The following is a 26,193-nucleotide window of genomic DNA, read 5'->3' on the forward strand; positions in this document are numbered from 1 at the left end:
AAGCCATGAAACGCATCTTTACCATCATCCTATCCCTGGCGCTGCTCGCGCTGGGTGCTGTGACCGCGGGGGCGGCAGAGCTGCACAAGCTCAAGGTGGGGCATCTCCCCACCTCGGGGCACCTCCTCTATTTCGTAGCCAAGGAAAAAGGGTTCTTCCAGCAGGAAGGGCTCGACGTGGAACTGTTCCGCTTCACCAACTCCGGCGAGGGGCTGACCGCCATCAAGAGTGGCAAGCTCGACATCGGCTCTTTCGGCACCTCGGCGCCCTTATCCTTCATCGCCAACGGCGCCGACTTCACCATCTTCGGCGGGCAGATGGGGGAAGGGCACGCCCTGATTGCCAAGCCCGAGAACGCCGCACGCTTCAAGGATCTGAAGAACTACCGCGGCGCCACCATCGGTGCCATCCGTCTCGCTACCGGCGACGTCGTATTTAGGGCGGCGCTGCACCAGGCCGGCCTCGACTGGCGCAAGGACCTGACCATCAAGGAGTTCGATTCGCCCGCGGCTGTGCAGGAGGCGGTGAAAAAGGGCGCGGTCGACGCGGGACTTACCTGGATTCCTTACTACACCATGGCCGAGAAGCAGGGGCTTGCGGTGGTGAAGTACTCCGGCGATGTCATCAAGTCGCACACCTGCTGCCGCCAGGTGGCGCTCACCTCCACGGTGAAGGCGCGCCAGGCTGATTTCGAGAAATTCATGGTCGCCCTTTTGAAGGCATACCGTTTCTACCAGGGAAACCACAAGGAGACCGTCGATATCGTGGCCAAGTACGTCCAGATCGACAAGGCGGACCTCAACAAGGATATCTATGGCGGCCACCTGCTGGTGAGTCCGGACCCGCACAAGCCGAGCGTGGTGCAGTTCTGGGACTTCATGAAGAAAGCCGATTACATCAAGTCGAAGGAAGCCATCGAACCGCACATCAACACCACCCTTTACGCGCAGGCCCTGACGGATCTCTCCAGGCGCGAGCCCAAGGAGAAGCTCTGGGCCAGCCTGGACCGGGATTTCCGCGACGGGGACCCGACGCTGCACATCAAGAAACACTGAGGTCGCCATGGAAGCCGTCCTATCAGCGGGAGCCCGCGTCGAGCGGGGTAGTATCGCCAAACGCCTGATCCTCTCCCCGGCGAGCGTCGTTTTCGTCCTGCTTCTCGCGGAACTGTTCTGGCCGGTGCCGGGAGAGGAATACCCGGCGTACCTGCTGGCGTTGACCGCCGCGGTGGAGCTGGTCTACCTGGTGCGCGTGGGACTTGCGCGCGGCGGCAAGGGGGTGGCGGGGGCCGGGGACGTCGCCGCCATCGTCTTCGGCATTCTCCTGGCCTGGCACCTCTGCACCACCCGGTTCGTGCTCCTGGACAAGATGCTCTTTCCCAAGCCGGAGCCGGTGCTGCGCCTGTTCGTGAGCGAACTCCCCGACATGCTGAAGGGGCTGGTCAACTCCCTGATCCTGCTGGTGAGCGGCTACCTGATCGCGCTCGCCACGGCGATCCCCCTGGGACTCCTGGTCGGCTGGCGCGTGCGGCTTTTCAACGCGCTGCACCCCTTTACCAAGGTGCTCGGCCCGATCCCCCCCATCGTGTACATCCCGTACGCGATAGCGCTTTTGCCGAGCTTTAGGGCAGCATCCATCTTCGTGATCTTCATCGGCGCCTTCTGGCCGGTGTTCATCAACACCGTGAACGGGGTCTTCAACATCCACAAGGGACTGCTCGACTCGGCCCGGGTGCTGAGCCTTTCCGAGCGGACCCTGCTCTTCAGGGTGATCCTCCCCGGCGCCATGCCCTCCATCTGCACCGGCGCGACCCTGGGCCTCGTTTTCGCACTGGTGCTTCTGACCGCGGCGGAGCTTATCGGCGCCAACTCGGGCATCGGCTGGTACGTGAAGAACTTCGCGGACTTCGCGGATTACCAGCGGGTGGTGGTCGGCATCATCTTCATCAGCATCGTGGTTACCGTCATCACCTGGGGCACCGAACGCCTGGAGCGCCGCCTGCTGCGCTGGCGCAACTGATTTTTTCAAGGAGTTGCAAACATGAGTAAGAAGAACGGGGTCAAAAGCTGCAGCGACTGCGGCACCCTCAACTGCTACAAGCTGAATGCGAGCTTTCCCACGGGTTGCCTCACCGTGGGGCTCGACCAGGAGGAGCTGACCGAGGCGGTGGAGCTCTACAAGAACGACCCGCTGGTGTCGAAGATCTCCTGCTCCGCCGCCGAGGTGGAGGGGACCTACTACGGGCAACTGACCCGGGTCGAGGAAATCGCCGCCTTCGCCCGCCGCGCCGGCGTCACCAAAATCGGGATCGCAAGCTGCGTCGGCCTGGCCGCCGAGGCACGCACCTTCGCTAAATTCCTCGAGTCGCAGGGGATCGCGTCCTACAGCGTGCTGTGCAAGGTCGGTGCGGTGGAAAAGACCGAGACCGGCATCCCGAAGGAGCACAAGATCGATCCCGATGCCCACGAGTCCATGTGCAACCCGGTGCTGCAGGCGCGGCTACTGGCGAAGCAGGACACCGAACTGAACGTGGTGGTGGGGCTCTGCGTCGGGCACGACTCGCTCTTCATCAAGTACTCGCAGGCGCCGGTCACCTACCTGGTGGTGAAGGACCGGGTGCTGGCGCACAACCCCGTGGGCGCGCTTTATACCGGCGGGACCTACTACAAGAAGCTCTTCGACGGGAAGCTGCGCTGAGACTTGCCTGCGCCGCGCCCGCTTCACTGCAGAAATGGAGGATCCATGAGTTATTTCGACAACAAGGTCCCGCCCAAGCGCGAGGACCGTTTGAACGCGGTGATCGCGCACCAGGACAGCATCTGCGGCCTGGCCCGGAAAGGGAAGGGGGGCAAGAGCTGCCTGATCGACGACGGCGAGCGCGGCTTCACCCAGGGGACCATTTGCCTCCTGCTTCCGGCCCTCGCCATGCTGAACTCGCTGCCGGACAACGTCGTGCTGCTGCACAGTGCGCTCGGCTGCGGCTCCTGCACCCACTCCCAGAACGCGAACGTCCGCATGGGGAGTAACGCGCGCAGGGGGAAGGCGCAGGACGGCATCTGGCTCTCCACCGCGCTGGATGAAACCGACGTCATCAGCGGCGGCGAGGACAAGCTGGAGCGCGCCATCATCGAGGCGGACCGGCGCTACCGCCCGGCCAGCATCACCATCGTGGCGGGGTGCGTCCCCGGGATCATCGGCGACGACATCGACGGCGTCGCGCAGAGGCTGCAGCCGCAGGTGAGCGCCAAGCTCCTCCCGGTGCACTGCGAAGGGTTTAAGACCAAGATCTGGGCCACCGCCTACGATGCGGTCTACCACACCATCGGCCGCAACCTCCTGGAAGAAAAGGGGGTGACGGAGCACACGCCGCAGGACGAGCTGGAGGTGCTCCGCGAGCAGGAGCGCCTGGCGCGCACCGTGAACCTGATGAACGTCTCCTCCATGGGGCGCGTCGATGAGCAGGAACTGGAGCGGCTGCTGGTCAGTCTCGGACTGGAGGTGAACGTCTTCCCGGTCTTCGCCCACCCCGATTCCTTCGTGAAGGCGACCCGGGCGGCGCTTTCCATCAGCACCTGCCCGACCCACGACGATTACTTCCTGGGCTACCTGGAGGAACGCTTCAACGTCCCTTCCATCATCAAGCACATGCCCATCGGCATCGAGAACACCAGCCTCTGGCTTCGTGACGTGGCGGCGCGCTTCGGCTTCGAGGGACAGGCCGAGCGTCTGATCGCCGCCGAGGAGGCGGAACTGAAAGAGGCGCTCGAAGAGTTCAGGCCGCTCTTTCAGGGCAAGAAGGTCTTCGTCAGCGCCGGGGAATTCCGTGCCCTGGCAACGGCGCGCCTGCTCCAGGAGATCGGTCTCGAGGTGGTAGGCATCCGCTCCTTCCACCACGACCATTTCGCCGAGGTGGAGTACGAGAAGCTCGCCCGCGAGGCGAAGACGGATTACGTGGTGGACATCGCCAACGTGCAGCCCTTCGAGGAGGCGAACCTTTTGAACCGGCTGAAGCCGGATCTCTTCCTCGGGCACGCCAACGGCAACATGACCGCGTCAAAGCTCGGCATCCCCACCCACGTCATCTACAACACGGGGCTTGCCTACATCGGCTACCGGGGCGTCTATGAACTCGCGCGCCGCCTGCACCGCCAGCTCTTGAACCCTGCCTACAACCGGAACCTGGCTGAGAACCTGAGGCTCCCCTACAGCGACGCCTGGTACCAGGCCGAGCCGTTTTCCTATCTCAACACCCGCGGGAGGAGCGTCAATGAGTGAGAATTTTGTCGAAAGGGCACGCTATCTCTGCTCCCTGGGGGGGGCGGCCGCCACGGTGACCGCGCTGCCGGGTGGCATTCCGATTCTGCACTCGGCCTCTGGATGCGCAGGCAACTTTGCCTGGACCCAGAACGGCGGCAGTGGCCTCCAGGTCGGGGGCTATTGCGGCGGGCTCACCGTCCCAAGCTCCAACATACAAGAGACCGAGGTGGTCTTCGGCGGCGAGGACCGCCTGCGCGAGGAGATTACCTCCACCCTCAAGGTGATGCAGGGCGGCCTTTACGTGGTCCTGACCGGCTGCGTCCCCGAGGTGATCGGCGACGACATCTTCGCCGTGGTGAATGATTTCCGCGAAGAGGGGGTCCCCATCATCGGTGCGGTCACCGGCGGCTTCCGCGGCGACTCCTACTGGGGGTACGACCTGGTGCTCCAGGCGCTCACCAAGGACTACGTGGCGAAGGGGAGCGCGAAGGTTAAGGGAAGGGTGAACCTCTGGGGCGTGGTGCCGTACATGGACCCGTTCTGGCGCGGCAACCTGGAAGGGGCGCGGCATCTGTTGGAGCTCCTCGGCCTGGAGGTCAATTCCTTCTTCACCCCGGCGGACACCTTGGAGGGGATCAGGGCTGCCGGCTCCGCGGAACTCAACATCGTGCTCTCGGACCTCTACGGCCAGGGCGCCGCCGCGCTTTTCCGGGAGAAGCACGGCACCCCCTTCGTCACTACCTCGCTCCCTATCGGGGTTTCCGCTTCCGAAGCGTTCCTGCGCCAGGTGGGCGCCGCGCTGGAACTCGACCCGGAATTGGTGCAGCGGGTGATTGATAGGGAAAAGCGGCACTACTACCAGATCCTGGAGCCGCTTACCGACTGCTACAACGACCTCGACCTGCAGCGTTACGCCGTGGTCGTCGGCGATGCCAACTACGCCGTGGCGCTCACCCGCTTCCTTGCGGACGACCTCGGCTGGCTCCCCGTGCTCACTGTCGTGACCGACAGGATTCACGAGAACGGCCAGCCGGCGATTGCGGCCCGAGTTGAGCATCTGGCCTCCGGATTCAGCACCAACGTAGTCTTCGAGTCCGACGCTTCCCAGGTCCTCGGGCACCTGAACCAGGTCTGGCCGCGTGCCGCCGGGCAGAAATACTACAACGCCTTCAGCCCCGCCTTCGTGCTGGGCAGCTCGCTCGACCGAGAGCTCGCGCTACAGATCGGGGCGCCGCACCTCTCGGTCTCTTTCCCGGTGGCGAACCGCGCCGTGCTGGATCGTGGCTACACCGGCTTCCGCGGCGGCTTGAGACTGGCCGAAGACGTCTTCGGGCAGATAGTGGCGAACAGGTGAGTTGGCTCCCCCTCCTTGGCCTTTAGCTCCCCCTCCCTTGACGGGAGGGGGCTGGGGGGTGGGTGAGGCGGCCAACGCGGGAAAGGTGGCACCTTCCCCCACCCCCTGACCCCCTCCCGCAAGGGGAGGGGGGACGATAAACAAGGGAGGAGGACTCCGAGCAGGTTTACCGGACAGGATTATCAACCCGGGAAAGGCTGGATTGCGAACGCGCAAAACCCAGAACAGGTAATGGAGGAATTGATAATGGGTCAGATCGATAACGAGTTATTCAAGCGGCTGTCGGACGCGGTTGTGGATATGGACGAGGACGAGGCGGTCGCTGCCGCAAACGAGGTGGTCACACGCGGCATCGATGCCTACCAGGCCATCGAGAAGGGGCTTTCCGCCGGGATGGAGCGGGCCGGGCAGCTCTTCGACGAGGAGGAGTATTTCATCCCCGAACTCCTCATGTGCTCCGATGCCATGTACGCCGGGATGGATGTCCTCAAGCCGCACCTGCGCAGCGACGGCGCTGCCGAGAAGCACAAGGTGGTGATCGGCGTGGTGGAGGGAGACACCCACGACATCGGGAAGAACCTGGTGAAGATCATGCTGGAGACCTCCGGCTTCGACGTCACCGACCTCGGGCGCGACATCCCGCCGGCCCGTTTCGTGGAAACGGCGAAGGAGATCGGCGCCAACATCATCGCCCTCTCCACCCTGATGACCACCACCATGGACGGCATGGGCGCCGTGGTGCGTCAGCTTAGCGAGGAGGGGATCCGGGACCGCTTCAAGGTCATCGTCGGCGGCGGTCCCATCTCGCAGGGTTTCGCCGATCGGATCGGCGCGGACGGCTATGCGGTGAACGCCGCGGACGCGATCCGCCTGGCCAGGGCGCTGGTGGCCCCCGCGGAGGCGGCTGCCTGATGAGCCGCGACCAGATGACACCGCTTGATCGCCTGGCGGCCTACGGCGCAGGCGCACCTGTCGACCGGCTCCCCTGCGTCCCGATAGTTGGCAACACGGCGGCGCGGGTGATCGGCGTGAAGGTCGGGGACTTCCGTGGCAACGGTGCGTTGATCGCGCAGGCACAGGTAGCGGCCTACCAGCTCTTCGGCTACGACATCATCAGGATCTTCACCGACCTCTACACCCAGGCCGAGGCGATGGGGGCAAAGGTGAGCTACCCGGAGGACGAGACCGCTTTCCTCGCTGCCCCGGCCGTCACCGACCTTGCGGAAATAGAGCGCCTGAGGCCGGCCGATCCGAACCGGGACGGCAACCTGCCGCAGCACCTTGAGGCGATGCGCCGCGTAGTGGATCAAGTGGGGCACGAGGTGGCGGTGACCGGCGCGGTTACCTGCCCCTTCACCAACGCCTCCTTCCTGGTGGGAGCCGACAAGCTGGCCCGTCTCATGATGCGCTCGCCCGAGACGGTGCACCACCTGTGCGAAATCTCGCTGCAGACCAACATCGCCTATGCCGGCGCCATCATCGACGCTGGCTGCACGCCGAGCCTGACCGACGCCATGTCCTCGATGTCCGTGATCAGCCCGCGCCAGTTCAGGGAATTCTCTTTTCCCTACCTAAAGCGGCTCATCGACTACGTCCACGGGCGCGACAGGAAGGTCACGCTGCACATCTGCGGCAAGACCTCCGGCATCTGGGAGGCCATGGTCGAGGCAGGTGCCGACTGTCTCAGCATCGACAACGATGCCGACCTCAGCGAGGCGCGGTTCGCGGTCGGCGACCGGGTGCGTCTGATGGGAAACGTGCACCCCTCCGAGGTCATGCTGCAAGGAACGCCGGAGACAGTGCGCGCGGCGACGCTCGCCTGTCTTGCCCAAGCGAAGGATACCCCCAAGGGGTTCATCGTCGCCTCCGGCTGCAGTCTCCCCACCGAGACCCCCTTTGCCAACATCCACGCTATGCTGGACACGGTGCGCGAGGCGGGCTGGCCGGTAAAGATCTGACATCTGAACGTTTGCGTCCGCGGCTCCTCCCCCCGGAGGGGGAGGGGACACTAGGTAGGACGGCAATGAGGCCAGACCCGCCTCCGTCCACTCTCCCCTCGCCCTCCGGGGGCGGGGAAGACCGCAATGAGGCCAGGCCTTCCTCCGTCCACTCTCCCCTCGCCCTCCGGGAGAGGGGCGGGGGTGAGGGCGATGCAAACTGCGCCAAATCTCGCCGTCCAGGCAAAACGCTAATAGGAGTAACAGACCATGAGCCTCAGCCCAAAAGAGCGGCTGCTCGACACCCTCGCCAAAAAGAAGGTCGACCGCCCGCCGGTCGTCTGCACCGGCGGCATGATGAACGCCGCCATCGTCGACGTCATGAACCGCACCGGCCACACCCTCCCGGAAGGGCACTTCCGGTCCGACCTGATGGCCGAGCTTGCCACCGACGTCAACCACGACACCGGCTTCGAGAACTTCGGCATCCCGTTCTGCATGACGGTGGAGGCCGAGGTTCTCGGCAGCGAGATCGACTTCGGCACCCTTGCCTGCGAGCCCAAGATCGCGCGCGAGCCTTTCGCCTCGAACGCCCAGGTCCAGTTTCGCGACATCGACAGGATGCTCGACTCCGGGCGCATCCGGCAGGTGGCCGAGGCGGCCCTCCTTTTGAGCCGCGCCAACCCCGACGTGCCCGTCATCGGCAGCATCACCGGCCCGGTCAGCACCGCCGCTTCCATCGTCGATCCCATGGCCTTTCTGAAGGAACTGCATAAAAAACGGGAAGATTCCCACCGCGTGCTCGACTACGTGAGCGATTTCCTCATCTCGTTCGCCCGCCTGCTGGTCGACGGCGGCGCCAGCGCCATCTGCATCGGCGACCCGACCGCCACCGGTGAGATTCTCGGGCCGCGCCTGTTCCAGGAGTACGCCGTCACCTACCTGAACAAGGTCATCGACGGCATTCACGCCACTGGTGTCCCGGTCCTGGTGCATATCTGCGGCGAGATGAAGGCGGTCAAGCCCTCCATTCCTCAACTGCACAGCGACGCCATCAGCACCGACGCCTTCGTGAACCTGAAGCTCCTGAAAGAGGAATACCCGCAGCTCACCACCATGGGGAACCTGAGCACTTTCCTCCTGGAGCTCGGGGAGCCGGACAAGGTCTCGCGCCACACGGCGGGGCTCGTGCGCGACGGCATCGACATCATCTCCCCCGCTTGCGGGCTGAGCACCGCCTCCTCGATCAGGAACATCCAGGCCATGACCCAGACGGTGAAGGACGGAGGGCGCGGATGGTAACGGTTCTATTTCTTCCCGACGATAAACGAGCCACGGTTTCCAAGGGCTCTACCATTCTGGAGGCCGCCCGTGCAGCCGGAGTGACCATCGATTCCCCCTGCAACGGTGCGGTGGTCTGCGGCAAGTGCGCGGTGACCCTGCCTTCCCACGATCTCGACAAGGTGGTCGAAAAAGGAGCGCACCGGCTTCCGGCGGGAGAAAGGAGCCGCGGGCAGGTGCTTGCTTGCGCAGCCGAGGTCCACGGCAACATCGCGGTGCTGGTTCCCGAGGGGCCTTCGCTGCGTGATTTCAAGATAGCCAGCCACGGCGAGGCTTGCACTGTCGATCTCGCCCCACACATCGTCAAGGAGTACCGGCCGGATCTGGGCGTGACGCGCGTGCTGGGCGGCGGAGCAGTGTTGACCGAAGAGGAGGGCGATACTGCCGGCGAGTGCTACGGCGTGGTGGTCGACATCGGCACCACCACCCTCGTGGTCGCGCTGGTGGACCTGACAACCGGGACTCAACTGGGGGCCGCTTCGTCCCTCAACCCGCAAAGCCGCCACGCCCAGGACGTGCTGTCGCGCATCAAGATGGGGTCGGAAGGGCGCGGGCTGGAGGAGTTGAGAAGCGGCGTCATCGGGGAGATCAACGCGCTCATCGATCAGGTCGCTGGTGACTCGGGGGTAAGACGGGACCGGATCTACGAGGTGATCTTCAGTGGCAACACCTGCATGCTACACTTGGCCGCCGGGGTCGATCCCGCGCCGCTCGGCAAGTATCCCTACACCTCCACGCTCGCCTGCGCCGCCTGGCTCCCCGCGCAGGCGACCGGCATCGACATCGCGCACGGCGGGCTCATCTACCTACCACCGATCATCTCCGGCTACATCGGCGCCGACATCACCGCGGGGCTGCAGGCGGTCCGGCTGCACGAAAGCGAGGAGACCGTCCTCTTCGTGGATATCGGCACCAACGGCGAAATGGCTTTGTGCCGCGACGGGAAGATCTGGGCCACCTCGACCGCGGCCGGCCCGGCCTTCGAGGGTATGAACATCCGCTTTGGCATGAGGGCAGGGGAGGGGGCCATAGAGCGCTGCAGCGTCCAGCCCGACGGCTCCCTTGAGATCCGGACCATCGCTGGGGCGGAGGCTGTCGGCATCTGCGGCTCGGGCCTGATGGATGTAGTCGCCGAGCTTGTGGCCCACGGCCTGGTGGGAAAAAACGGTAAGTTCGTCAAGCCGGACGCGGCCGCAATCCACCCGAAGCTGGCCGAGCGCCTGGTGGAGCGGGACGGCAAGCCGTCGTTCCTGCTCACCGAGAAAGTCTGGTTGACCCAAAAGGACGTGCGCCAGGTGCAGCTCGCCAAGGGGGCGATCCGGGCCGGGGTGGAATTTCTGCTGCGCGAGGCCTCGGTCCCGGTAGCGGAACTGCAGCGGGTCCTGATCGCCGGCTCTTTCGGCTATCATCTGACCGCCGAAAGCCTGACCACCATCGGGCTCTTGCCGGCCGGCACCTCCGGGCGGATCCGGTTCGTGGGCAACACCGCCAAAAGCGGAGGGGAAGCGTTCCTCCTCAACGCCGTCTCGCGCCGGGAGATGAGCGATCTGGTCGAGCAGGTGCAGGTCGTGGAGTTGGCCAACTGCAAGGACTTTGACAAGGTTTTCGTGGAAGCACTTTCCTTTTGAGTGCTGTCAAGTGATGGCTAGACTATAAAACTTATAGACTAAATATTTTTATATTGACTCCAGCAGCAGCCGGTGCTATGTTTTCCCCCACAGTTCAATAGTGGTGGCTGACCAGAGACACTGGAGGCCAGGCAAGTACGGTGATGACACCGACTCGCCTGGCCTTTTTTATTTCCCACAGAAAAAGGAGCACGAGATGAGATCTGCATGGAAAAGATTGCTGTTGCTAGCTGTTGCAGCCCTGGGATTGGCGGCGCAGGCTGACGCCGCCGTTGCCAAGACCAAGCTGAAGGTCGGCTATGCGCCGGGAGGGGGCAGCGTGCTCACCTTTCTGGCGCAGGACCAGAAGCTGTTCGAGAGGGAAGGAGTCGAGGTGGAACTGGTGCAGTTCGCCAGCTCCTCCGACGGGCTCAACGCGTTGAACAGCGGCAAGATCGACATCGGTGTCTCCTTCGGCACCGCCGGGCCGCTTACCTTCATTTCCAAGGGGAGCGACTTTTCCATCATCGGAGGGCACCTTTCCGGCGGCCACCCCGTGATCGCGCTGCCGGGAAAGGCACAGCAGTTTAAGACCATCGGCGATTTCCGCGGCAAGACCGTTGCCACCCCCCGCATCTACACCGCGGACATAGTCTGGCGCGGCGCCCTCAAACGCGCAGGGCTCGACCCCAATAAAGACGTCAAGATCATCGAACTGAAGAATCCCGCTGCGGTTTTGGAAGCGGTCAAGGCTGGCAAAGCGGATGTAGGTATCGGCGCCTCCTCCATCCTCTTGAAGGCAAAGGAGTCCGGCGTCGCTGTCGTCGGGTGGAGCAACTACTTCTTTCCCCAGCACCCCTGCTGCCGCATCGTGGCCAGAGGGAAGGCGGTCAAGGAGGATCCCGACGCCTACCGTGCTTTCCTGAGGGCCATCCTGCAAGCAGAAAAGATCAAGACCGAGAAACCGGACCTGGCGGTGGAGGTGAACAAGCGGGTCCTGAACCTCGACGACAAGATGGCCCGTGAGTTCACCCTGGAGCCCCACCAGGAAACTCACGCCGACCCAAACCGGAAGGGGATCGCGCAGATGTGGCATGACATGAAAAGCATCGACTACGTGGAAGGGGACATCGACCTGAACCGCTACGTGAACGTCGACCTCTATCGCGACGCCCTGAAGGAGTTACAGCGGCGTAATCCCAAGGACAAGTTCTACCGCGAGGCGAAGAGACGCTTCGAACGTCAGAACTGAGGCGCATCATCATGGTTGCACATCTGATCAAACGATACAGCGGCCCGGCGGCAGTGACCCTGCTGCTGGTGCTGCTCTTCGAAGCCGCCACCGACTGGTCCGGCTGGCTTGAGCCGGTCCTTTTCCCCGGTCTCTCGAAGATCCTGCCGGCCTTCGGCAAATCGCTGCCCAAACTGGTTCTGGGCTTTGGCAACTCCATGGGAATGCTGGTGCCGAGCTACTTCCTGGCGCTGGCTTTGGGCGTCGGCGGCGGCTTGGTGGTTGGCTCCTCGAACTTTTTGCGCGGGCTGCTCATGCCGGTCTTTCGCGGGGTGAGCCCGATTCCGCCCACCATGCTGATCCCGTATGCCATCGCCGTTTTGCCGACCTTCTGGCTCTCCTCGGCCTTCATCATCTTCGCCGGCGCCTTCTGGCCCATCCTGATGGGGACCATTCACGGCGTGGTGCACCTGGAGGAGCGCTATATCGAAAACGCCAGGACCTTGGGACTTGGCGGCTTCCGGCTTTATCGCAACGTCATCCTCCCGGGCGCTCTCCCGATGATCTTCAGCGGTGCCGGAATGGCGCTGGTCTTCAGCTTCATCCTCCTGACCGTCGCCGAGATGTTCGGAGCCAAGTCCGGCATGGGGCACTTCATCCAATACAACGCCGATTTCTCCGATTATCCCAAGGTCCTGGCCGGTATGCTCTTCATGTCGCTGGTCATCATCCTGATCATGGAAATCTTCGACCTGGTGCAGCGCCGCGTGCTGCATTGGACTGGCAAACGCTGACGAGGCAACCGATGAGCGCTAACAACGACACCAGCAAGTCCCTGTTTGAAAACGAGATCCCCAAGTGGGGCGAGCCCTATCCGAGGAAACTGGACCGGCAGTCCGTGCTGGAGGCACTGACCGACTACATCCTGGGCGTCAACTTTCGCGGCTACCGGCCGGACTTCCGCAAGGTGCTTGCGGTACGCAGCAGCGACCGCACCGCGACCCTGCGCAACTTCGCGCCGCCGCTGCGGCAGGAGGTCTACTACTTCATCGAGGGTGAGATCTTTGCCGAGGTAGGCACCACCAAGCTGGGGGAAGGAGAGTCCCCCGCCGAACTGGCAGCCCGGCTTGTGGAGGAAGTCTACGAGCAGCTCTATATCTGGGTGGCCTACGATCTCACCAAGGGCTCTCCCCCCGGATTCCGAAAGCCCTTCGACCATCCCCCCATCGTCAAGGGATCCCTCCATGCAAATCCGGAGCAGGTGACGCGGGACGCGGCTCGCCGCGAGGGTGTGAATCCCGGCTTCTACCTTCCCGACCCTGCTCCGCCGTCAAGGGCGGAGACGGCGGGGGAGGACGACGTCGCGCTGGAGGAAGTGCTGAACCACGTGAGTCACCTGGTGCGCACGGACTTCCGCAATGCGCTTCCGGAAGGGGACAACCCGCCCATCTGGGACCTCCCCCTGATCGGCGTCGCCTCGGCAGAAGATCCGCTCTTCGAGCGCTTTCAGGACCCGGAGGTGGTTGGTCCGATGCACCGGCTGCCGCAGGAGTGGCTTCCCGGCGCCCGCTCCATCATCAGCGTCTTTCTTCCCTTCACCGGGCACATCACCGAGCACTACGGGAGGGAGCAGCGCTACTCGGCCATCGAATTTTCCTCCGGGAAATGGAACGGCTCCAAGTTCCTGAACGTGGTGCGGCGCTTGCTGATCCGGTTCGTAGAGCGTCACGGGGGGAGGGCGGTCGCGCCCAACATCGACCCGCGCTACGATTCCGACGGGTGGCGCCCGTTCTGGTCCGAGCGGCACACCGCCTTCGCCGCGGGCCTCGGCACCTTCGGGCTGCACCAGAACTTCATCTCCGAAAAAGGCGCTCTGGGGCGACTTTGCAGCGTGATCACGGACTTGGAGCTCACTCCGACGCCACGCCCTTACACCGATGTCTACCACTACTGTCTCTACGCTTTCGACGGGAGTTGTGACGCCTGCATCAGGCGCTGCCCGACGGGAGCGATAACCAGTACCGGCAAGATACCGGGGCGCTGCGAGACCCACGGCAACAAGGAACACTTTGCCGCCTGGAACTACGGCTCCTGCGGGCACTGTTCCACCCTCATCCCATGTGCCCGGGAGATCCCGCCCCGGATCAGGAAAACACTTTCCCTCAAGCCGCGGCCGTGACCGGTTGATCCGCTGTCACCGCCGTATCAGGAGCATATATGGCGACAGCAGCATTAAGTGTCAGTAAGTACCTGGAGTTCTTCAGGAAGAAAGACGTGCGCTCGGTCCTTGACTACGGGGCGGGGACGCTTCGAAACTCGGCATACATGGCGGACGCCGGTTTCAAAGTCTACGCGGCGGACCTTCCGGTCCAGGTGGCCCGCATCATGAAGATGGCGAGCGCCAGGAAGTTGGCCGGTATTTTCGACGTGGACGAGTTGACAGGCGGCAGGCTGGATGTGGATCTCGTTCTTTCCAGCTATGTGTTGAACATCATCCCCGACGGCACGGAAAAGAGCCGGTACCTGAAGAACATCGTCCTCAACCTGCGCCCCGAGGGGTACCTCCTGGTGGAGGTGCGCTGCCGCAACGCCGCACCCGACTGCAGCAGCGGTTGCGCGCACGGCAAGAGATGCCCGAACTGCATCAAGACCTACTCGCACCAGGAACTGGATCAACTGGTCGAGTCGGCGGGATTCAGGCGCGTGAGCCACTACTACCGCCGCCACTCCGTTGCCGTTTTGTACCAGCGCTTTCAGTAGCAGGGCGGATTGCTGAGCAGCAGAGATCGGTCACAGGACCAGAATGGGGAGGAGGGTATGGCGATCGGGTTACACGAAAAGCAGCTTGAGTCCTGCAATGGCCAGCACCAGGGACAAAGCTTTTACGACCCCTGCAACGGGCAGAGTCCTACTTCCGAAAACTGAGCCGATGATTCCTCCGAGTACCGCTGCCAAAGCCAATAGCGGCCCGAAAGGTGGGATCTGTTGCAGGCTGCTTATGTGCCCGAGAAGTCCGGCGATGGAGTTGACCAGTATGAACAATGCCGCGATGGCAGAGGCCTCCCTCGCCCGCCCCCATTTGAGCAGGAGGAGGAGGGGGCTGAGAAATATTCCGCCGCCCACTCCCGTCAATCCGGATAGCAGCCCAAGGACTGCGCCAACGACCAGGGCTACGGGAGTCGCAGGGCGTTGAATCTCCAGTGATTCGTGTTCCTTGTGAAATACAAGGCGACAGGCCGAAGCCAGCAGGACCATGCCCACAAGCTGCTTGTAGACATGCGGAGGGACAGTGAGATACCCCCCGATGAAACTGCATGGCACAGATGTCGTGGCGAAAGGCCAGAACAGCCGCCAGGAGAAATGGCCGGCTTGCGCGAAAGAATAGGTAGCTATCGCAGCCACCATGATGTTCAGGATCAGTGCGGTGGGTTTGAAGGCCTCGGGCATGATGCTGAACAGGGCAAGCACGCCGATATACCCGGACGCGCCGCCGTGACCAACGCTGGAGTACAGGATGGCAACGGTAAATATGGCAGCCAAGAGTAGAAAATATGCTTCCGGACTGAGCATCGGTTAGCCCCTCACCCTTGGCATCTTCAATGACGCCTGGAAATTTCGGAGACTTCCGGCAGGTCTGCCCAAGTTGCAGCCCAAGTTGCAGCAACGGGCGGGCGAGAGCCGCAGGTAGTTTGTCTTTCCGCCATGTGGGTCGATCAGGCCCATTATCGAAAAGATCCCATCTCAAAGCCCCTATCAAGCAGGAGAACATCAACACTGTCACCCGCAGCGCGTGACGATTCCGGTTCCAGGAGGATCAGGCCATTGCCTTGGATCAGGGAGGAGAGCCGGCCAGAACTTTGGTTGCCGGTAGTCGAGACGTGGTACCTGTCATCGCTTTTGGAGACAATGCCGCGGACCAGGTGCGGGCGCTTCCCTTTGTTGGAAACCGGCCCCTTCATGGCCGCCTTTGCCTTGGGCCGGAATACCTTGTCGTGCCCCATCGCCTTCAGGATCGACGGGCGCACGAACAGTTCGAACGATACCATGGCGGCGACAGGGTTGCCCGGCAGCGCGAAGACCGGCTTTCCCTGCAGCATCGCAAAAGCCAGGGGCTTGCCCGGTTTCATATTGACCTTCCAGAAGATGACTTCCCCGCCCAGTTTTTCTATTGCCACTTTCACAAAGTCGCGATCCCCAACAGAAACCCCGCCGGTGATGACCAGCATGTCGGCGTTCAGACCTGCCTTTATCTTGTCGCATGTATCTTCAAGAGTGTCGGCTGCAATGCCAAGCATCATCGGGTCCCCGCCGGCGTCGAGAACCTGGGCGGCCAGACTGTAGCTGTTGCTGTTGATGATCTTGCCGGGAAGCGGTGTCGAACCTGGCTCCAGAAGTTCGTCTCCGGTGGAAAGGATAGCGACCCGGGCTTTTCGGTACACAGCCACCGAAGTCGTCCCCATGGCCGACAGCATGCCGATCTCCTGTGGTCTGAGCAGTGAGCCCTCTGGGATAACGACATCGCCATGTCGGATATCTTCGCCGCGCTCCCGAACGTGGGACCCTGCCTTTACCGACGAGGTAACACGGATCCACGCGCCGTCCTCTTCAACATCTTCGACGGGAACCACAGTATCGCAACTGGGGGGGAGTGGGGCGCCGGTCATGATCTTTATCGCCTCGCCTGGAAGCACGGGGACCTTGCACACCTCACCTGCAGGGAGAAAGCCTGTCACCTTCAGTCGATCATCCTTGAACGAGGCATGCGAAAAGGCATAGCCGTCCATGGCAGAGTTGTCAGCGGGAGGGATATCCCACGGCGCGATGTGGCTCTCGGGGGTGACGCGGTTCAATCCTTCGAAGACCGAGACCTTCACCGTCTCAAGCGGTGCAATCTCACTCAGAATGGCCCGTTGCGCTTCTTCGATACTTACCATGTGCCAGTAACTCCTCTGTGTCTCAGAAGTCGAGCTTGATGAACTTACGGTTGACCGAGGCCTTGAACCCTTTTTGCAGCAGATCGAACTTCTCGAGCAGAGCAACTGCTTGTGGTGTAAGGGTTGATTCGCCGCCTCCGGCCCCTCCCTTCAGGCGGTTCACCAGGGCGAAACCAAGCCGCTTCTCCATGGCGTCGATATAGGTCCACGCCTTGCGGTAGGGTATGCCCATCTCCTTGGCGGCCGCATTGATGGAGCCGGTTTGCTGGAGCAGGCGCAGAAGCTCTTCTCGCCCCTGCCCAAAAACCGGCGCGCCATCAACTTCCAGCCAGATCTTGGAGCGGACCTCGAGCTGTGAGACTGGTTTTTCCACTATAGTTCCTCACTGCTTTGTCGTCAGAACAACACCCATCTCAACCGAATGCGAGCAAGAATTTCACAGTATCTGAAGATAAGTTTCATTAGTATTTACACGGAAGAGGCGTTGACTTTTCCTTGTGATTTACGTTCGAGGGTTATACCAAAATCGCATAACGCTTTGCAAGGATATTCCTATAACAGTCATTACAACGACATACCTTCATTGGCATGAACACCTTGCGAGTTGAACGTTAGACGAGATCAACTCTTGCGTTCATGATATTTTAAGTATATTTTAAGCAGCACACACTCAAAGGAGGGGTGGACGCATGAAAAAGCTTGCCGCAGTAACTGTCTTAATTCTGCTCGCCGCTAGTGCAGCAACGGCCATAGTCGGCGGGGGCGAAATCACTTTGCACAGCAAGGGTGGCAACGTGCTGTTCAGCCATGACAGCCATGTCGGCGGCGGGCAGTTGTCCTGCACCGAGTGCCACGACAAGCTCTACCTGACCATCAAGCAGCACAAAAAGGTGACCATGAAGCAGATGCAGCAAGGCAAGTCTTGCGGCGCCTGCCACAACGGCAAGAAGGCGTTCAGTGTCAAGGGACAATGCGCGAAGTGCCATAAGAAATAGGCGCCCCCCCCAAAGCGGCCTCGAATTTCAATGGAGGAATACATGGAAAAGGACATTCTGGTACGAATGCAGGAAGACCTGGAGCGGGCACTGAAAAGGCCGGCTGACAAACGGCGCTGGGCCATGCTCCTCGATACCCGCAAATGCACCACGTGCAGCGCCTGCACCGTCGCCTGTGCCTCGGAGAACAAGCTCCCGCCGGCACAGTGGTACCGGCCGGTATGGGAGGAGGAACTGGGGAGTTATCCGAAGATCCAGAGGATCTCCCTGCCGCGGCCCTGCATGCAGTGCGACAAACCTCCCTGCGTCACCGCCTGCCCGGTCAAGGGACCGGACGGCGCCACCTGGAAGGAGACCAAGGGCATTGGCGCCGGTATCGTGCCGATCAACTACGCGAAATGCATCGGCTGCGCTAAATGCGTCCCGGCCTGCCCCTACGGCGCACGGTTCATAGACAGCGGCAGGTTTCACACCGACGGCACCCCGGAACTGATGAAATACGAGAAGGGGCGGGCCTTCGAGTACGGCAAGGTGCTGGTCCGTGAGGGCAAGAACCAGCCGGTGGGCAACGCCCGTAAATGCCACTTTTGTCAGCATCGACTGGCCAACGGCATGCTGCCGCAGTGCATCACTTCCTGCGTCTGCCGCATGGGCTATTTCGGCGACGAGAGCGACCCCGAGAGCCTGATCGCGCAGACCATAGCGGCAAACAAGGCGAAGCTCCAGGTACTGAAGAAGGGCGCGGGAACGCTGCCGAGGGTGTACTACCTTGGCAACGCCGACCTGTCCATCTTCAATAAGCACCTGAAGGCGTAAAACGCGACAAAATATCATTTTCGGAGGCAGAAATGGCTGAAGATATAAAGAAAACCGATGGGCTATCGCGCCGGGATTTTCTCAAGAACACCGCGGTCCTCAGTTGCGGCGCGCTGGTTGCGTCGCAGCTCGATTTCGCCCGCGGCATCATCGCCCGGGTAGAGGCGGGAGAGCTGACCCCCGCCGAGGCGTACGAACTGATGAAGGCGGAGAATACCCTTTACACCGTCTGCCTCAACTGCAACACAGGCTGCGGCATCAAGGTGAAGATCCTGGACGGCGTCGCCGTGAAGATCGATGGCAATCCCTACAACCCGTTCACCCTGCACCCCCATTTCCCGATGAACGCGGAGTTGGGCAAGATGGCGAAGGTAGACGGGGCCATCTGTCCGAAGGGGCAGTCCGGGCACCAGGGCGCCTATGACCCGTACCGGGTGCGCAAGGTGCTGAAGCGCGCCGGAAAACGTGGCGAAGGAAAGTGGGTGTCGGTACCGTTTAATCAGGCCGTGGATGAGATAGTCAACGGTGGGGTCCTCTTCGGTAATGTCCCGGGTGAGGAAAACCGCCGGGTGACCGGGCTCAAGGAACTGTACGCCTTGAAGGACGCCAAGGTCGCCGAGGAGATGGCGGCGGACGTGGCGGCGCTGCGCAAGAAGAAGCTGACCGTGGCCGAGTTTAAGACCAAGCATGCTGCCAACCTGGACAAGTTGATCGATCCGGACCACCCGGACTTCGGCCCCAAGAACAACCAGTTCGTCTATTTCTGGGGGCGCAAGAAGGGGGGGCGCTCGGACTTCGCCAAACGCTTCACCGACCAGTTCGGCACGGTCAACACGCACGGCCATACCACCGTCTGCCAGGGCTCCCTCTACTTCGCCTGCAAGGCGATGAGCGAGCAGTACAACGGCAGTGACTTCAAGGACGGCCAGAAGTTCTACTGGCAGACCGACCTGGAGAACGCCGAGTACGTCCTGTTCGTGGGTTCCAACCTGTTCGACGGCAACTACGGACCGCCCAACCGCTCGCCCAGGCTGATGAGCCGCTTGGTGGAGGGAAAGACCAAGATCACGGTACTTGACCCGCGCTTCACCAAGCTGGCCGGCAAGGCGAACCGCTGGGTACCGGTTCTTCCCGGCACAGACGCAGCCTTCGCCATGGGGATGACCCGCTGGATCCTCGAGAACAAGCGCTTCGACGCGAAGTACCTCTCCAACTGCAACAAGGCGGCGGCCGCCGCCGACAAGGAGTCGACCTGGTCCAACGGTGCCTGGCTGGTGAAGCTGGACAAGGACGGCAAGCCCTCCACCTTCCTGCGCGCCTCCGAGATCGGCCTCAAGGCCAAGGAAGTCAGGAAGGACAGTGAAGGCAAGGACATTGATTTCGACTATCTCGTGACCATGAAGAACGGGAAGCCGGTCGCCTTCGATCCCAACGATGACAAGGAGGCCGCCGAGGGCGAGCTGTTCGTGACGGCCGAGATCCCGAGCGAGAAGGGGCCGGTAAAAGTGAAGAGCGGCCTGCAGGTGATGCTTGAGGCGGCTCAGGAAAAGACGATCGCCGAGTATGCCACTATCTGCGGCATCGACGCTGGCGTGATCGAGGAGACGGCCAGGGAGTTCACCTCTTACGGCAAGAAAGCCTCGGTGGACATGCACCGCGGTCCGGCGCAGCACACGAACGGCTTCTACAACATCTCGTCGCTTATGAACCTGAACCTGCTGGTGGGCAACTTCGACTGGCGGGGGGGGATGATTGTCGCCTCCACCTATAATGCCGACGGCACCAAATCGGAAAAACAGCCCTTCAACTTCAAGAAAATCACCCCCAAGGCAAAGAAGACCTTCGGCCTCTCCGTCATCCGGCACGACGCCAAGTACGAGGAGTCGACCCTTTTCAGCGGCAAGGAAAGCTATCCGGCCAAGCGCAACTGGTGGCCTCTTTCCTCGGACGTCTACGAGGAGATCCTGCCCTCCATAGCTGACGCCTACCCGTACTCGATCAAGGTGCTCTTCTCCTACATGGGGGCGCCCACCTACTCGCTGCCAGCGGGGCACACCATGATCGAGGCGCTGGTGAACCTGGAGCGTATCCCGCTCTACTTCGCCAGCGACATCATCGTAGGCACCACCACCATGTATGCCGACTACATCTTCCCGGACCTGCACTACCTGGAGCGCTGGGAGATGCAGGGGTCGCACCCCAACATGCCGGTCAAGGTGCAGCCGGTGCGCAACCCGGTGATCCCGCCACCCAATGAAGTGGTCAAGGTGTTCGGCGAGGAGCAGCCCATTTCGTACGAAACGCTCTGGATGGCGCTGGCCGAGAAGCTGGGCATCGCGGGTTTCGGCCCGGACGGTTTCGGGAAGGGGATGCCGCTTACCCGCCCCGATGACTTCTACGTGCGCATGGTGGCGAACGTGGCGCTGGACGGCAAGGAGCCGGTCGCCGACGCCTCCGCCCAGGAGATCGACACCTTCCTGAAGGGGCGCCGTCACCTCCCCAAGGACGTCTTCGATGCGGAGCGCTGGAAGAGGATAGCCGGTCCGGACTGGCCCAAGGTGGTCACTGTGCTCAACCGGGGCGGCCGCTTTGACACCCAGGAGGCCTCCTACAAGGGAGACCACGTCGCCAACAAGTACGGCAAGCAGATCAACCTGTATCAGGAGAAGACCTACAAGTGCAAGGACGCCTTCACCGGGAAGCACTACTACGGCATGGCGCGGTACGTACCGGTCGCCGATACTCTGGACAGGCAGCCGGTGGAGCAGTCCAAGGGGTACGATCTGCATCTGATCACCCAGCGTGACATCAAGATGACCAAGTCCAGGACCATATCGAACCAGTACCTGACCGAGATGATGCCCGAGAACGAGATCATCGTTAATACGGTGGACGCCAAGCGTCTGGGGCTGAAGACCGGCGAAAAGGTCAAGGTGGTCTCGGCCACAAACCCGGAAGGGGTATGGGATCTGAAGAACGGCGCCAAGAAGCCCATGGTCGGTAAGGTCAAGGTCACCGAAACCATCCGGCCCGGCATCATCACCTTCACCCTGGGGCACGGCGTCTGGGCCACCGGCGGGGACGACATGTTCATTGACGGCAAACTGGTGAAGGGCGACCCGCGCCGCCGCACCGGCGTCCACGCCAACGCCGCCATGTGGACGGATCCGCACCTGAAAAACACCTGCATGATCGACAAGGTCGGGGGGAGCGTGTCCTTTTACGACACCAAGGTGCGGCTCGTGAAAATCTGATTGTTCTGATCGTTTTTAGAAAAAGAGGAGGGGGCCGCCGCTGCCGGTGGCCCCCTCTGTCGCTTCATTTGCGTTTTGCTGCTACCCCAGGCCTCGATCCTGCAGTCGGCGCCGCCCCGTCAAAGCATGTAGAGTGGAGAGGGGACCTGCTACCGAGCCGGGCAATAAGCAACGCCCTGATCCTCCTCGATCGCGATCCAGAGGCTTTGTTGGTACTTAAGGTGCATTGAAAAGCCGCTTAAAGAAGGAGTGGTGATCATCTCCACCGCTTTCAGCAGTTCATTGCCTCTGGGTCGCGTGTCTTCTTCCCCTATAACAAGCCTGCCAACGCATCGCAGTGCCATTCACGAAGTTTTATTCGATGAAAACCGTCCCAACAGTTGCTACTCGATGAAAACCGCTAAAGCGAAAGAGAAGAAACTCATCATGCACAACACGGGGGAGTTGTTTCGTCTAAGGCGGATTTGAGGGGGGAGGAGGAGTGCTGAGGTTCATCTTGTCGTACTTCGGGAGGGTTCTCCCGGCACAAAAAAAGAGCGCTGTTCGCGCTCTCTCTTCATGGTGAAGTTCTTAATCCTGCCAGGTTGGTGCTTTATGCAGCTGAAGCCGATTGAATAATTTTGGCGGAAGCACATGGGAATCGAACCCACCAGGGAAGTTTCTCACCCCCCTCTCTGGTTTTGAAGACCAGGCCGCCCACCAGCGACGGTGGTGCTTCCTCTGTTTGCCGCCTTGTTTGTAAAACATCTCCAAGGCCAAAGTCAATATATAAATTACTTCATATTCATGATCGACTCTCTGAGCATGGAGAGACTGTACGGTTTCTGCACGAAACCGGCCAGCCCTTTGCCACCCAGACGCTGGTTGATCTCTTGCTCGTTATAGCCGCTGGACATGATCACCTTGACGTCGGGTTTTTGCTGAATAAGTTCCCGATAGGTTTGTTCGCCGTCCAGGCGTGGCATTGTCAAATCGAGGATGATAAAGGAAAAGCGGTCCGGGTTCTCTTTGAACAACTCGAGCGCCTCATTGCCGTCGACGGCAGTCACCACTTCGAAGCCTAACTCCTTCAGCATTTCCCCGCCTATGTCCAGAACGCTTTGTTCGTCATCAACCAGGAGCACGGTCCCTTTACCTCGCCACCCCTCTGTGTCTCGTGGTTGCTGGTCGAGGTGCTGGTTCAGCTTGCTGCTCGCGGGGAGGAATACTTTGAAGGCGGTCCCTCGGCCCGGTTCGCTGCTGACCGAGATCGCTCCCTTGTGGCCGCGGATGATGCCGAGCACCGCTGCCATGCCGAGCCCCCGCCCGGTGAACTTGGTGGTGAAGAAGGGATCGAATATCTTGGCCACCGTTTCTGCATCCATGCCGCAACCGGTATCGCTTATCTCCAGCCAGACGTAGAGCCCTGCCGGTAGCTGCTCGTGCATCCAGATGCTGCTCAAGTAGCTTCTGTCGCACTCCATGCTGCCGGTCGTTATCGATATGATTCCGCTCCCGCCGCCGATCGCTTCGGAGGCGTTGATGATCAAGTTCATGATGATCTGGTGCAGTTGGGTGGCATCCGCCTCCACCGCAGGCAGGGCGTCGGCGAGGTCGCACTTCAGGACGGCCTTCTTCGAGATGGAGACCTCCAGCATGTGGGTCATTTCCCGGATCAGCCGGTTCAGATCGATGGTTTCTATGACGAATCTCCCTTTGCCCGAATATGCCAGCATCTGTTTGGCCAGATCGGCCGCGCGACTAGCGGCCTGCTCGATGCGCTGCAGGTTGTCCCGTACCGGTGACTCCGGGTTGAGACGCATCAGCGCCAGATCGGTGTTGCCGACGATGGCCGTCAACAGGTTGTTGAAGTCGTGGGCGATGCCGCCGGCAAGCACACCGAGGCTTTCAAGTTTCTGGGCATGGAGGAGTTGCTGCTCCAGTCTCAGGCGGTCCTGCTCGGCAAGCCTGCGCTCCGTTATGTCGCGGGCCAGCACGATGAACTGGGTCTGCGGATCGTCTGGTTTCCCCATCGCCGCAAGCGAGAGTTCGTACCACCGCTCTCCCCCGGGCAGGGGGAGGGAATAGGTCGCTCCACGATGCCTCCCGGTGGCGACGGCCTCGCCAAGGGCGGCCATGATGATCTGTGCCTGTTCCTGCGGCAGCACCTCGACCAGCCTCTTGCCCAGGAACTGCTCCGGGGGGAGGTAGAGACCGTCGGTACTGGAGTAGCGGACTTCGTGGAAGCGGCCTTCTGCATCGATTCTGAACATGAGATCGGGCAGGGCGTTCATGGTGGCATCCAGGTGCTCTTTTGACGTCCTCAATTCTTTTTCGACCTGCTTGAGCGATGTGATGTCCTCAAACACCACGAAGACCTCGTTGTCGATCAGCAGCCCGAAAATCAGGAAGGTCTTTAGCGTGCCATCCTTGCAGGTCACCTGGTATTCCCGGCGCTCGATGTACCCGCTACCCTCGGCCGCCTTTTGAACCAGGTGCGTCCACTGCCGGATTACCTGCTCGCGGTAAACCGGATCCGGATACGCCTGGACCCACCAGTCGCTCATGTGGGGTATGTCCCGCGGTTCGTACCCCATGGTCTGTACCGCGTAATCGTTTATATACACTATGGTGCCGTCCGCGGAGACTATGGACATGGAAATGGGGCTTTGCTGGATGATTTTCCTGAACCTGTTTTCGCTTTCCACCAAAAGTTGTGTTTCCTGCACCAGCGAGGCCCTGGACTCCCTGATGGCGTCCAGCATGCTGTTGAAATCCTCGGCGAGGCTGCCGATCTCATCCCTGGAACGCACCGCCACCCTGGTGTCGATGTCCCCGGCCTTGACCTTCAGCGAAGCGGACCTGATCTGGAATATGGGGCTGACGATCCACCTGTCGAGGAACAGTATCAGCAGCAACGAGGAGATGAAAAACAGCACGGCGAAGCTGATGAAGGACATGATGATCTCGTTTATGTCCTTACGTATGGGGGCGACCGACATCCCCACATGCAGCCTGCCCAGCTGTCCACGGGCGACCGGTGCCGATATCTGGATGATTTCCCCTTCGGTGGTGTCGAACCTTCTGATCCGGCTTTCATCCTTGCCGCTTTGCCGCCCCAACTCCTTCAGGGCAACGGGGAATTCCCGGCCGAACGAGTGGGCGATGACCTCGCCGCTCTTCGTCGTCAGGTAGATGTAGGCGACGTCCTTTTCCGATTCGGTGTAGTCGCGTAAAAACAGGTCCAGCTGAAAGTAGTTCCTGGACAGGATCAGGTCGGTGCATTGGGATGAGATGGCGTGGACTATCGACTCGCCGCGCTTCTCAAGCTTGGATTCCAGGCGCGGCTTGACGAAAAGGAGGGCGATGAGAACCATGCCGGCCATGGTGGCCAGGGATATGGCCAGGAACACGACCAGGATCTTCGATCTCAGGTTGAGTGCGAAGTTTCCCATGCGTCGGTCACCGCTGCTTTTGCCGGCCGGCTATCCACTTCTTCATGGCGCGCACGGAGTCGTAGGCCCGGTCCTCAACCGGCACATAGCGATCAGTCATCATCTTCTCCAGAATCATCTTCCCTCTGGGGGTGGTATGGGCGGTCAGCAGGATGGTGCGGAGCCTTTCCTTCACGGCGGGGTCGAGTGCCGGATGGACCACGAAGGGCGGAGTGGCGTACGGCTCTGACTTGAAAATGATACGCGTCCGCGCCGTCAGCTCGGGTTTGGTCTTGTTGAGGTATTCCCATATGAGACTGTCCACCGCGGCACCGTCCACCAGCGTGCCGGCCACGGCCTGTATGGATTTGTCATGGGAGCCCGAATAGACGGTCTTGCTGAAGAAGGTGCCGGAACTCTGTCCCTGCTTGGCCAGGAGGTACTCAGGCACCAGTTTGCCGGTATTGGAAAGCGGATCTGTGAATGCGAACGACTTTCCCTTCAGGTCGTTCAGCGTCCTGGCCGGGCTGTCCTTCGGTACGATGATGTAGGAGTAATAATTCGCGGCACCGTAGGCTTTCGGGGCGGCCAGAAGTTCCAGGCCGAACTTGCTGTGACCATCGACATAGGGGCCGCTGCAGACGATGGCCGCGTCGATGCTCCGGTTTTCAAGCATCTCGTTGGTCTCTTCGTAGCTTGGCGCATCCACGTACTCGACCGGTCTGCCGAGTTCGCTGCCGATAAAGTCGAGAAACTCCCGGTAGTAGGTCAGCCCCTCCCTTGGCGTGATCATTCCGCCGACAGCGATCCGTATCGCGCCTGTATTCTCTCCGGGTTCGCTGTCCAAAGCTGCCCTTTTGCTGAGGTCGATTTTTTTCGATTCCTCCCTGTTGCATCCCGGAGCTACCAGCACAAGGAGGGCTATCACGGACGCTATTACCCGGTGGATCAGCATGACTGGTTTCTCCTGTAATGGGAACGACAGCTACAGGTTGTCTTTCTGTTACCATTTCTTTCGGGTGTTTATTGAAATAACTGAAGCCCATATACAGTG

21 protein-coding genes and 1 tRNA gene are annotated in these 26,193 nt (G+C 61.3%); 16 read left to right on the forward strand and 6 right to left on the reverse strand.

The features are described 5' to 3' along the window. The first annotated feature begins 5 nt into the window (after positions 1-5). The 13 genes from KP001_RS02375 (at position 6) to KP001_RS02435 (ending at position 14,487) form a co-directional block, all read left to right on the forward strand. Positions 6-1,055, forward strand: coding sequence for an ABC transporter substrate-binding protein (locus KP001_RS02375; protein WP_217287997.1), 1,050 nt, complete (start codon positions 6-8; stop codon positions 1,053-1,055). 7 nt (positions 1,056-1,062) lie between these two features. Continuing rightward, positions 1,063-2,019, forward strand: a complete 957-nt coding sequence (locus KP001_RS02380) for an ABC transporter permease (RefSeq protein WP_217287998.1) — start codon at positions 1,063-1,065, stop codon at positions 2,017-2,019. A 21-nt stretch (positions 2,020-2,040) separates the two neighbouring features. Further along, positions 2,041-2,697 carry a DUF1847 domain-containing protein gene (locus KP001_RS02385; RefSeq protein ID WP_217287999.1) on the forward strand — a complete coding sequence of 219 codons (657 nt, stop codon included), beginning with the start codon at positions 2,041-2,043 and terminating at the stop codon, positions 2,695-2,697. A gap of 45 nt (positions 2,698-2,742) precedes the next feature. Continuing rightward, positions 2,743-4,275: a nitrogenase component 1 gene (locus KP001_RS02390; protein WP_217288000.1), complete on the forward strand. Its 1,533-nt coding sequence runs from the start codon at positions 2,743-2,745 to the stop codon at positions 4,273-4,275. Beyond that, on the forward strand, positions 4,268-5,611 hold the full coding sequence (locus KP001_RS02395; protein ID WP_217288001.1) for a nitrogenase component 1: 1,344 nt from the start codon (positions 4,268-4,270) through the stop codon (positions 5,609-5,611). Before KP001_RS02390 ends, KP001_RS02395 begins: the two co-directional genes overlap by 8 nt. Before the next feature lie 246 nt (positions 5,612-5,857). Then, a complete protein-coding gene (locus tag KP001_RS02400; protein WP_217288002.1) occupies positions 5,858-6,523 on the forward strand; it encodes a corrinoid protein in 666 nt (221 codons plus the stop codon). After that, positions 6,523-7,569: a uroporphyrinogen decarboxylase family protein gene (locus KP001_RS02405; protein ID WP_224957765.1), complete on the forward strand. Its 1,047-nt coding sequence runs from the start codon at positions 6,523-6,525 to the stop codon at positions 7,567-7,569. Before KP001_RS02400 ends, KP001_RS02405 begins: the two co-directional genes overlap by 1 nt. A 249-nt stretch (positions 7,570-7,818) precedes the next feature. Then, positions 7,819-8,850, forward strand: a complete 1,032-nt coding sequence (locus KP001_RS02410) for a uroporphyrinogen decarboxylase family protein (protein WP_217288003.1) — start codon at positions 7,819-7,821, stop codon at positions 8,848-8,850. Next, positions 8,844-10,517 carry an ASKHA domain-containing protein gene (locus KP001_RS02415; protein ID WP_217288004.1) on the forward strand — a complete coding sequence of 558 codons (1,674 nt, stop codon included), beginning with the start codon at positions 8,844-8,846 and terminating at the stop codon, positions 10,515-10,517. The genes KP001_RS02410 and KP001_RS02415 overlap by 7 nt, the downstream gene beginning before the upstream one ends. Positions 10,518-10,713: 196 nt before the next feature. Then, the gene (locus KP001_RS02420) at positions 10,714-11,748 is read left to right on the forward strand and encodes an ABC transporter substrate-binding protein (RefSeq protein WP_217288005.1); all 1,035 of its coding nucleotides are present in this window, start codon (positions 10,714-10,716) and stop codon (positions 11,746-11,748) included. 11 nt (positions 11,749-11,759) lie between these two features. Beyond that, complete coding sequence (locus KP001_RS02425; protein WP_217288006.1) at positions 11,760-12,521, forward strand: ABC transporter permease; 762 nt, start codon at positions 11,760-11,762, stop codon at positions 12,519-12,521. Positions 12,522-12,532: 11 nt separating this feature from the next. Further along, positions 12,533-13,906, forward strand: a complete 1,374-nt coding sequence (locus KP001_RS02430) for a hypothetical protein (RefSeq protein ID WP_217288007.1) — start codon at positions 12,533-12,535, stop codon at positions 13,904-13,906. A gap of 38 nt (positions 13,907-13,944) precedes the next feature. Next, positions 13,945-14,487 carry a class I SAM-dependent methyltransferase gene (locus KP001_RS02435; protein WP_217288008.1) on the forward strand — a complete coding sequence of 181 codons (543 nt, stop codon included), beginning with the start codon at positions 13,945-13,947 and terminating at the stop codon, positions 14,485-14,487. Positions 14,488-14,556: 69 nt separating this feature from the next. Here KP001_RS02435 and KP001_RS02440 read toward each other — a convergent pair whose 3' ends face one another. The 3 genes from KP001_RS02440 to KP001_RS02450 all read right to left on the reverse strand — a co-directional run bounded on the left by KP001_RS02440 (position 14,557) and on the right by KP001_RS02450 (position 17,034). Further along, entirely contained in the window at positions 14,557-15,297 is a 741-nt protein-coding gene (locus KP001_RS02440) for a sulfite exporter TauE/SafE family protein (protein WP_217288009.1), read from the reverse strand. A 152-nt stretch (positions 15,298-15,449) separates the two neighbouring features. Then, the gene (locus tag KP001_RS02445) at positions 15,450-16,661 is read right to left on the reverse strand and encodes a molybdopterin molybdotransferase MoeA (protein WP_217288010.1); all 1,212 of its coding nucleotides are present in this window, start codon (positions 16,659-16,661) and stop codon (positions 15,450-15,452) included. Between the two features lie 22 nt (positions 16,662-16,683). After that, a complete protein-coding gene (locus KP001_RS02450) occupies positions 16,684-17,034 on the reverse strand; it encodes a winged helix-turn-helix domain-containing protein (RefSeq protein ID WP_217288011.1) in 351 nt (116 codons plus the stop codon). 316 nt (positions 17,035-17,350) lie between these two features. On the opposite strand from KP001_RS02450, the gene KP001_RS02455 reads away from it, so the two are divergent. Genes KP001_RS02455 through KP001_RS02465 form a run of 3 tightly spaced genes read left to right on the forward strand, consistent with a single transcriptional unit; the run spans position 17,351 to position 21,726 of the window. Further along, complete coding sequence (locus tag KP001_RS02455) at positions 17,351-17,656, forward strand: cytochrome c3 family protein (RefSeq protein ID WP_217288012.1); 306 nt, start codon at positions 17,351-17,353, stop codon at positions 17,654-17,656. Between the two features lie 42 nt (positions 17,657-17,698). Next, positions 17,699-18,472: a 4Fe-4S dicluster domain-containing protein gene (locus KP001_RS02460; protein ID WP_217288013.1), complete on the forward strand. Its 774-nt coding sequence runs from the start codon at positions 17,699-17,701 to the stop codon at positions 18,470-18,472. Between the two features lie 32 nt (positions 18,473-18,504). Then, complete coding sequence (locus KP001_RS02465; protein ID WP_217288014.1) at positions 18,505-21,726, forward strand: molybdopterin-dependent oxidoreductase; 3,222 nt, start codon at positions 18,505-18,507, stop codon at positions 21,724-21,726. Positions 21,727-22,347: 621 nt separating this feature from the next. On the opposite strand, the gene KP001_RS02470 is transcribed toward KP001_RS02465, so the two are convergent. The 3 genes from KP001_RS02470 to KP001_RS02480 all read right to left on the reverse strand — a co-directional run bounded on the left by KP001_RS02470 (position 22,348) and on the right by KP001_RS02480 (position 26,094). Beyond that, positions 22,348-22,445 (reverse strand) — tRNA-Sec (locus KP001_RS02470). Between the two features lie 54 nt (positions 22,446-22,499). Further along, complete coding sequence (locus tag KP001_RS02475) at positions 22,500-25,160, reverse strand: PAS domain-containing protein (RefSeq protein WP_217288015.1); 2,661 nt, start codon at positions 25,158-25,160, stop codon at positions 22,500-22,502. Positions 25,161-25,167: 7 nt separating this feature from the next. Further along, positions 25,168-26,094, reverse strand: a complete 927-nt coding sequence (locus KP001_RS02480) for a substrate-binding domain-containing protein (RefSeq protein WP_217288016.1) — start codon at positions 26,092-26,094, stop codon at positions 25,168-25,170. Between the last annotated feature and the right edge of the window lie 99 nt (positions 26,095-26,193).

This window comes from Geomonas subterranea (assembly GCF_019063845.1).
In the GTDB taxonomy this organism is placed as follows: Bacteria; Desulfobacterota; Desulfuromonadia; order Geobacterales; family Geobacteraceae; genus Geomonas; species Geomonas subterranea.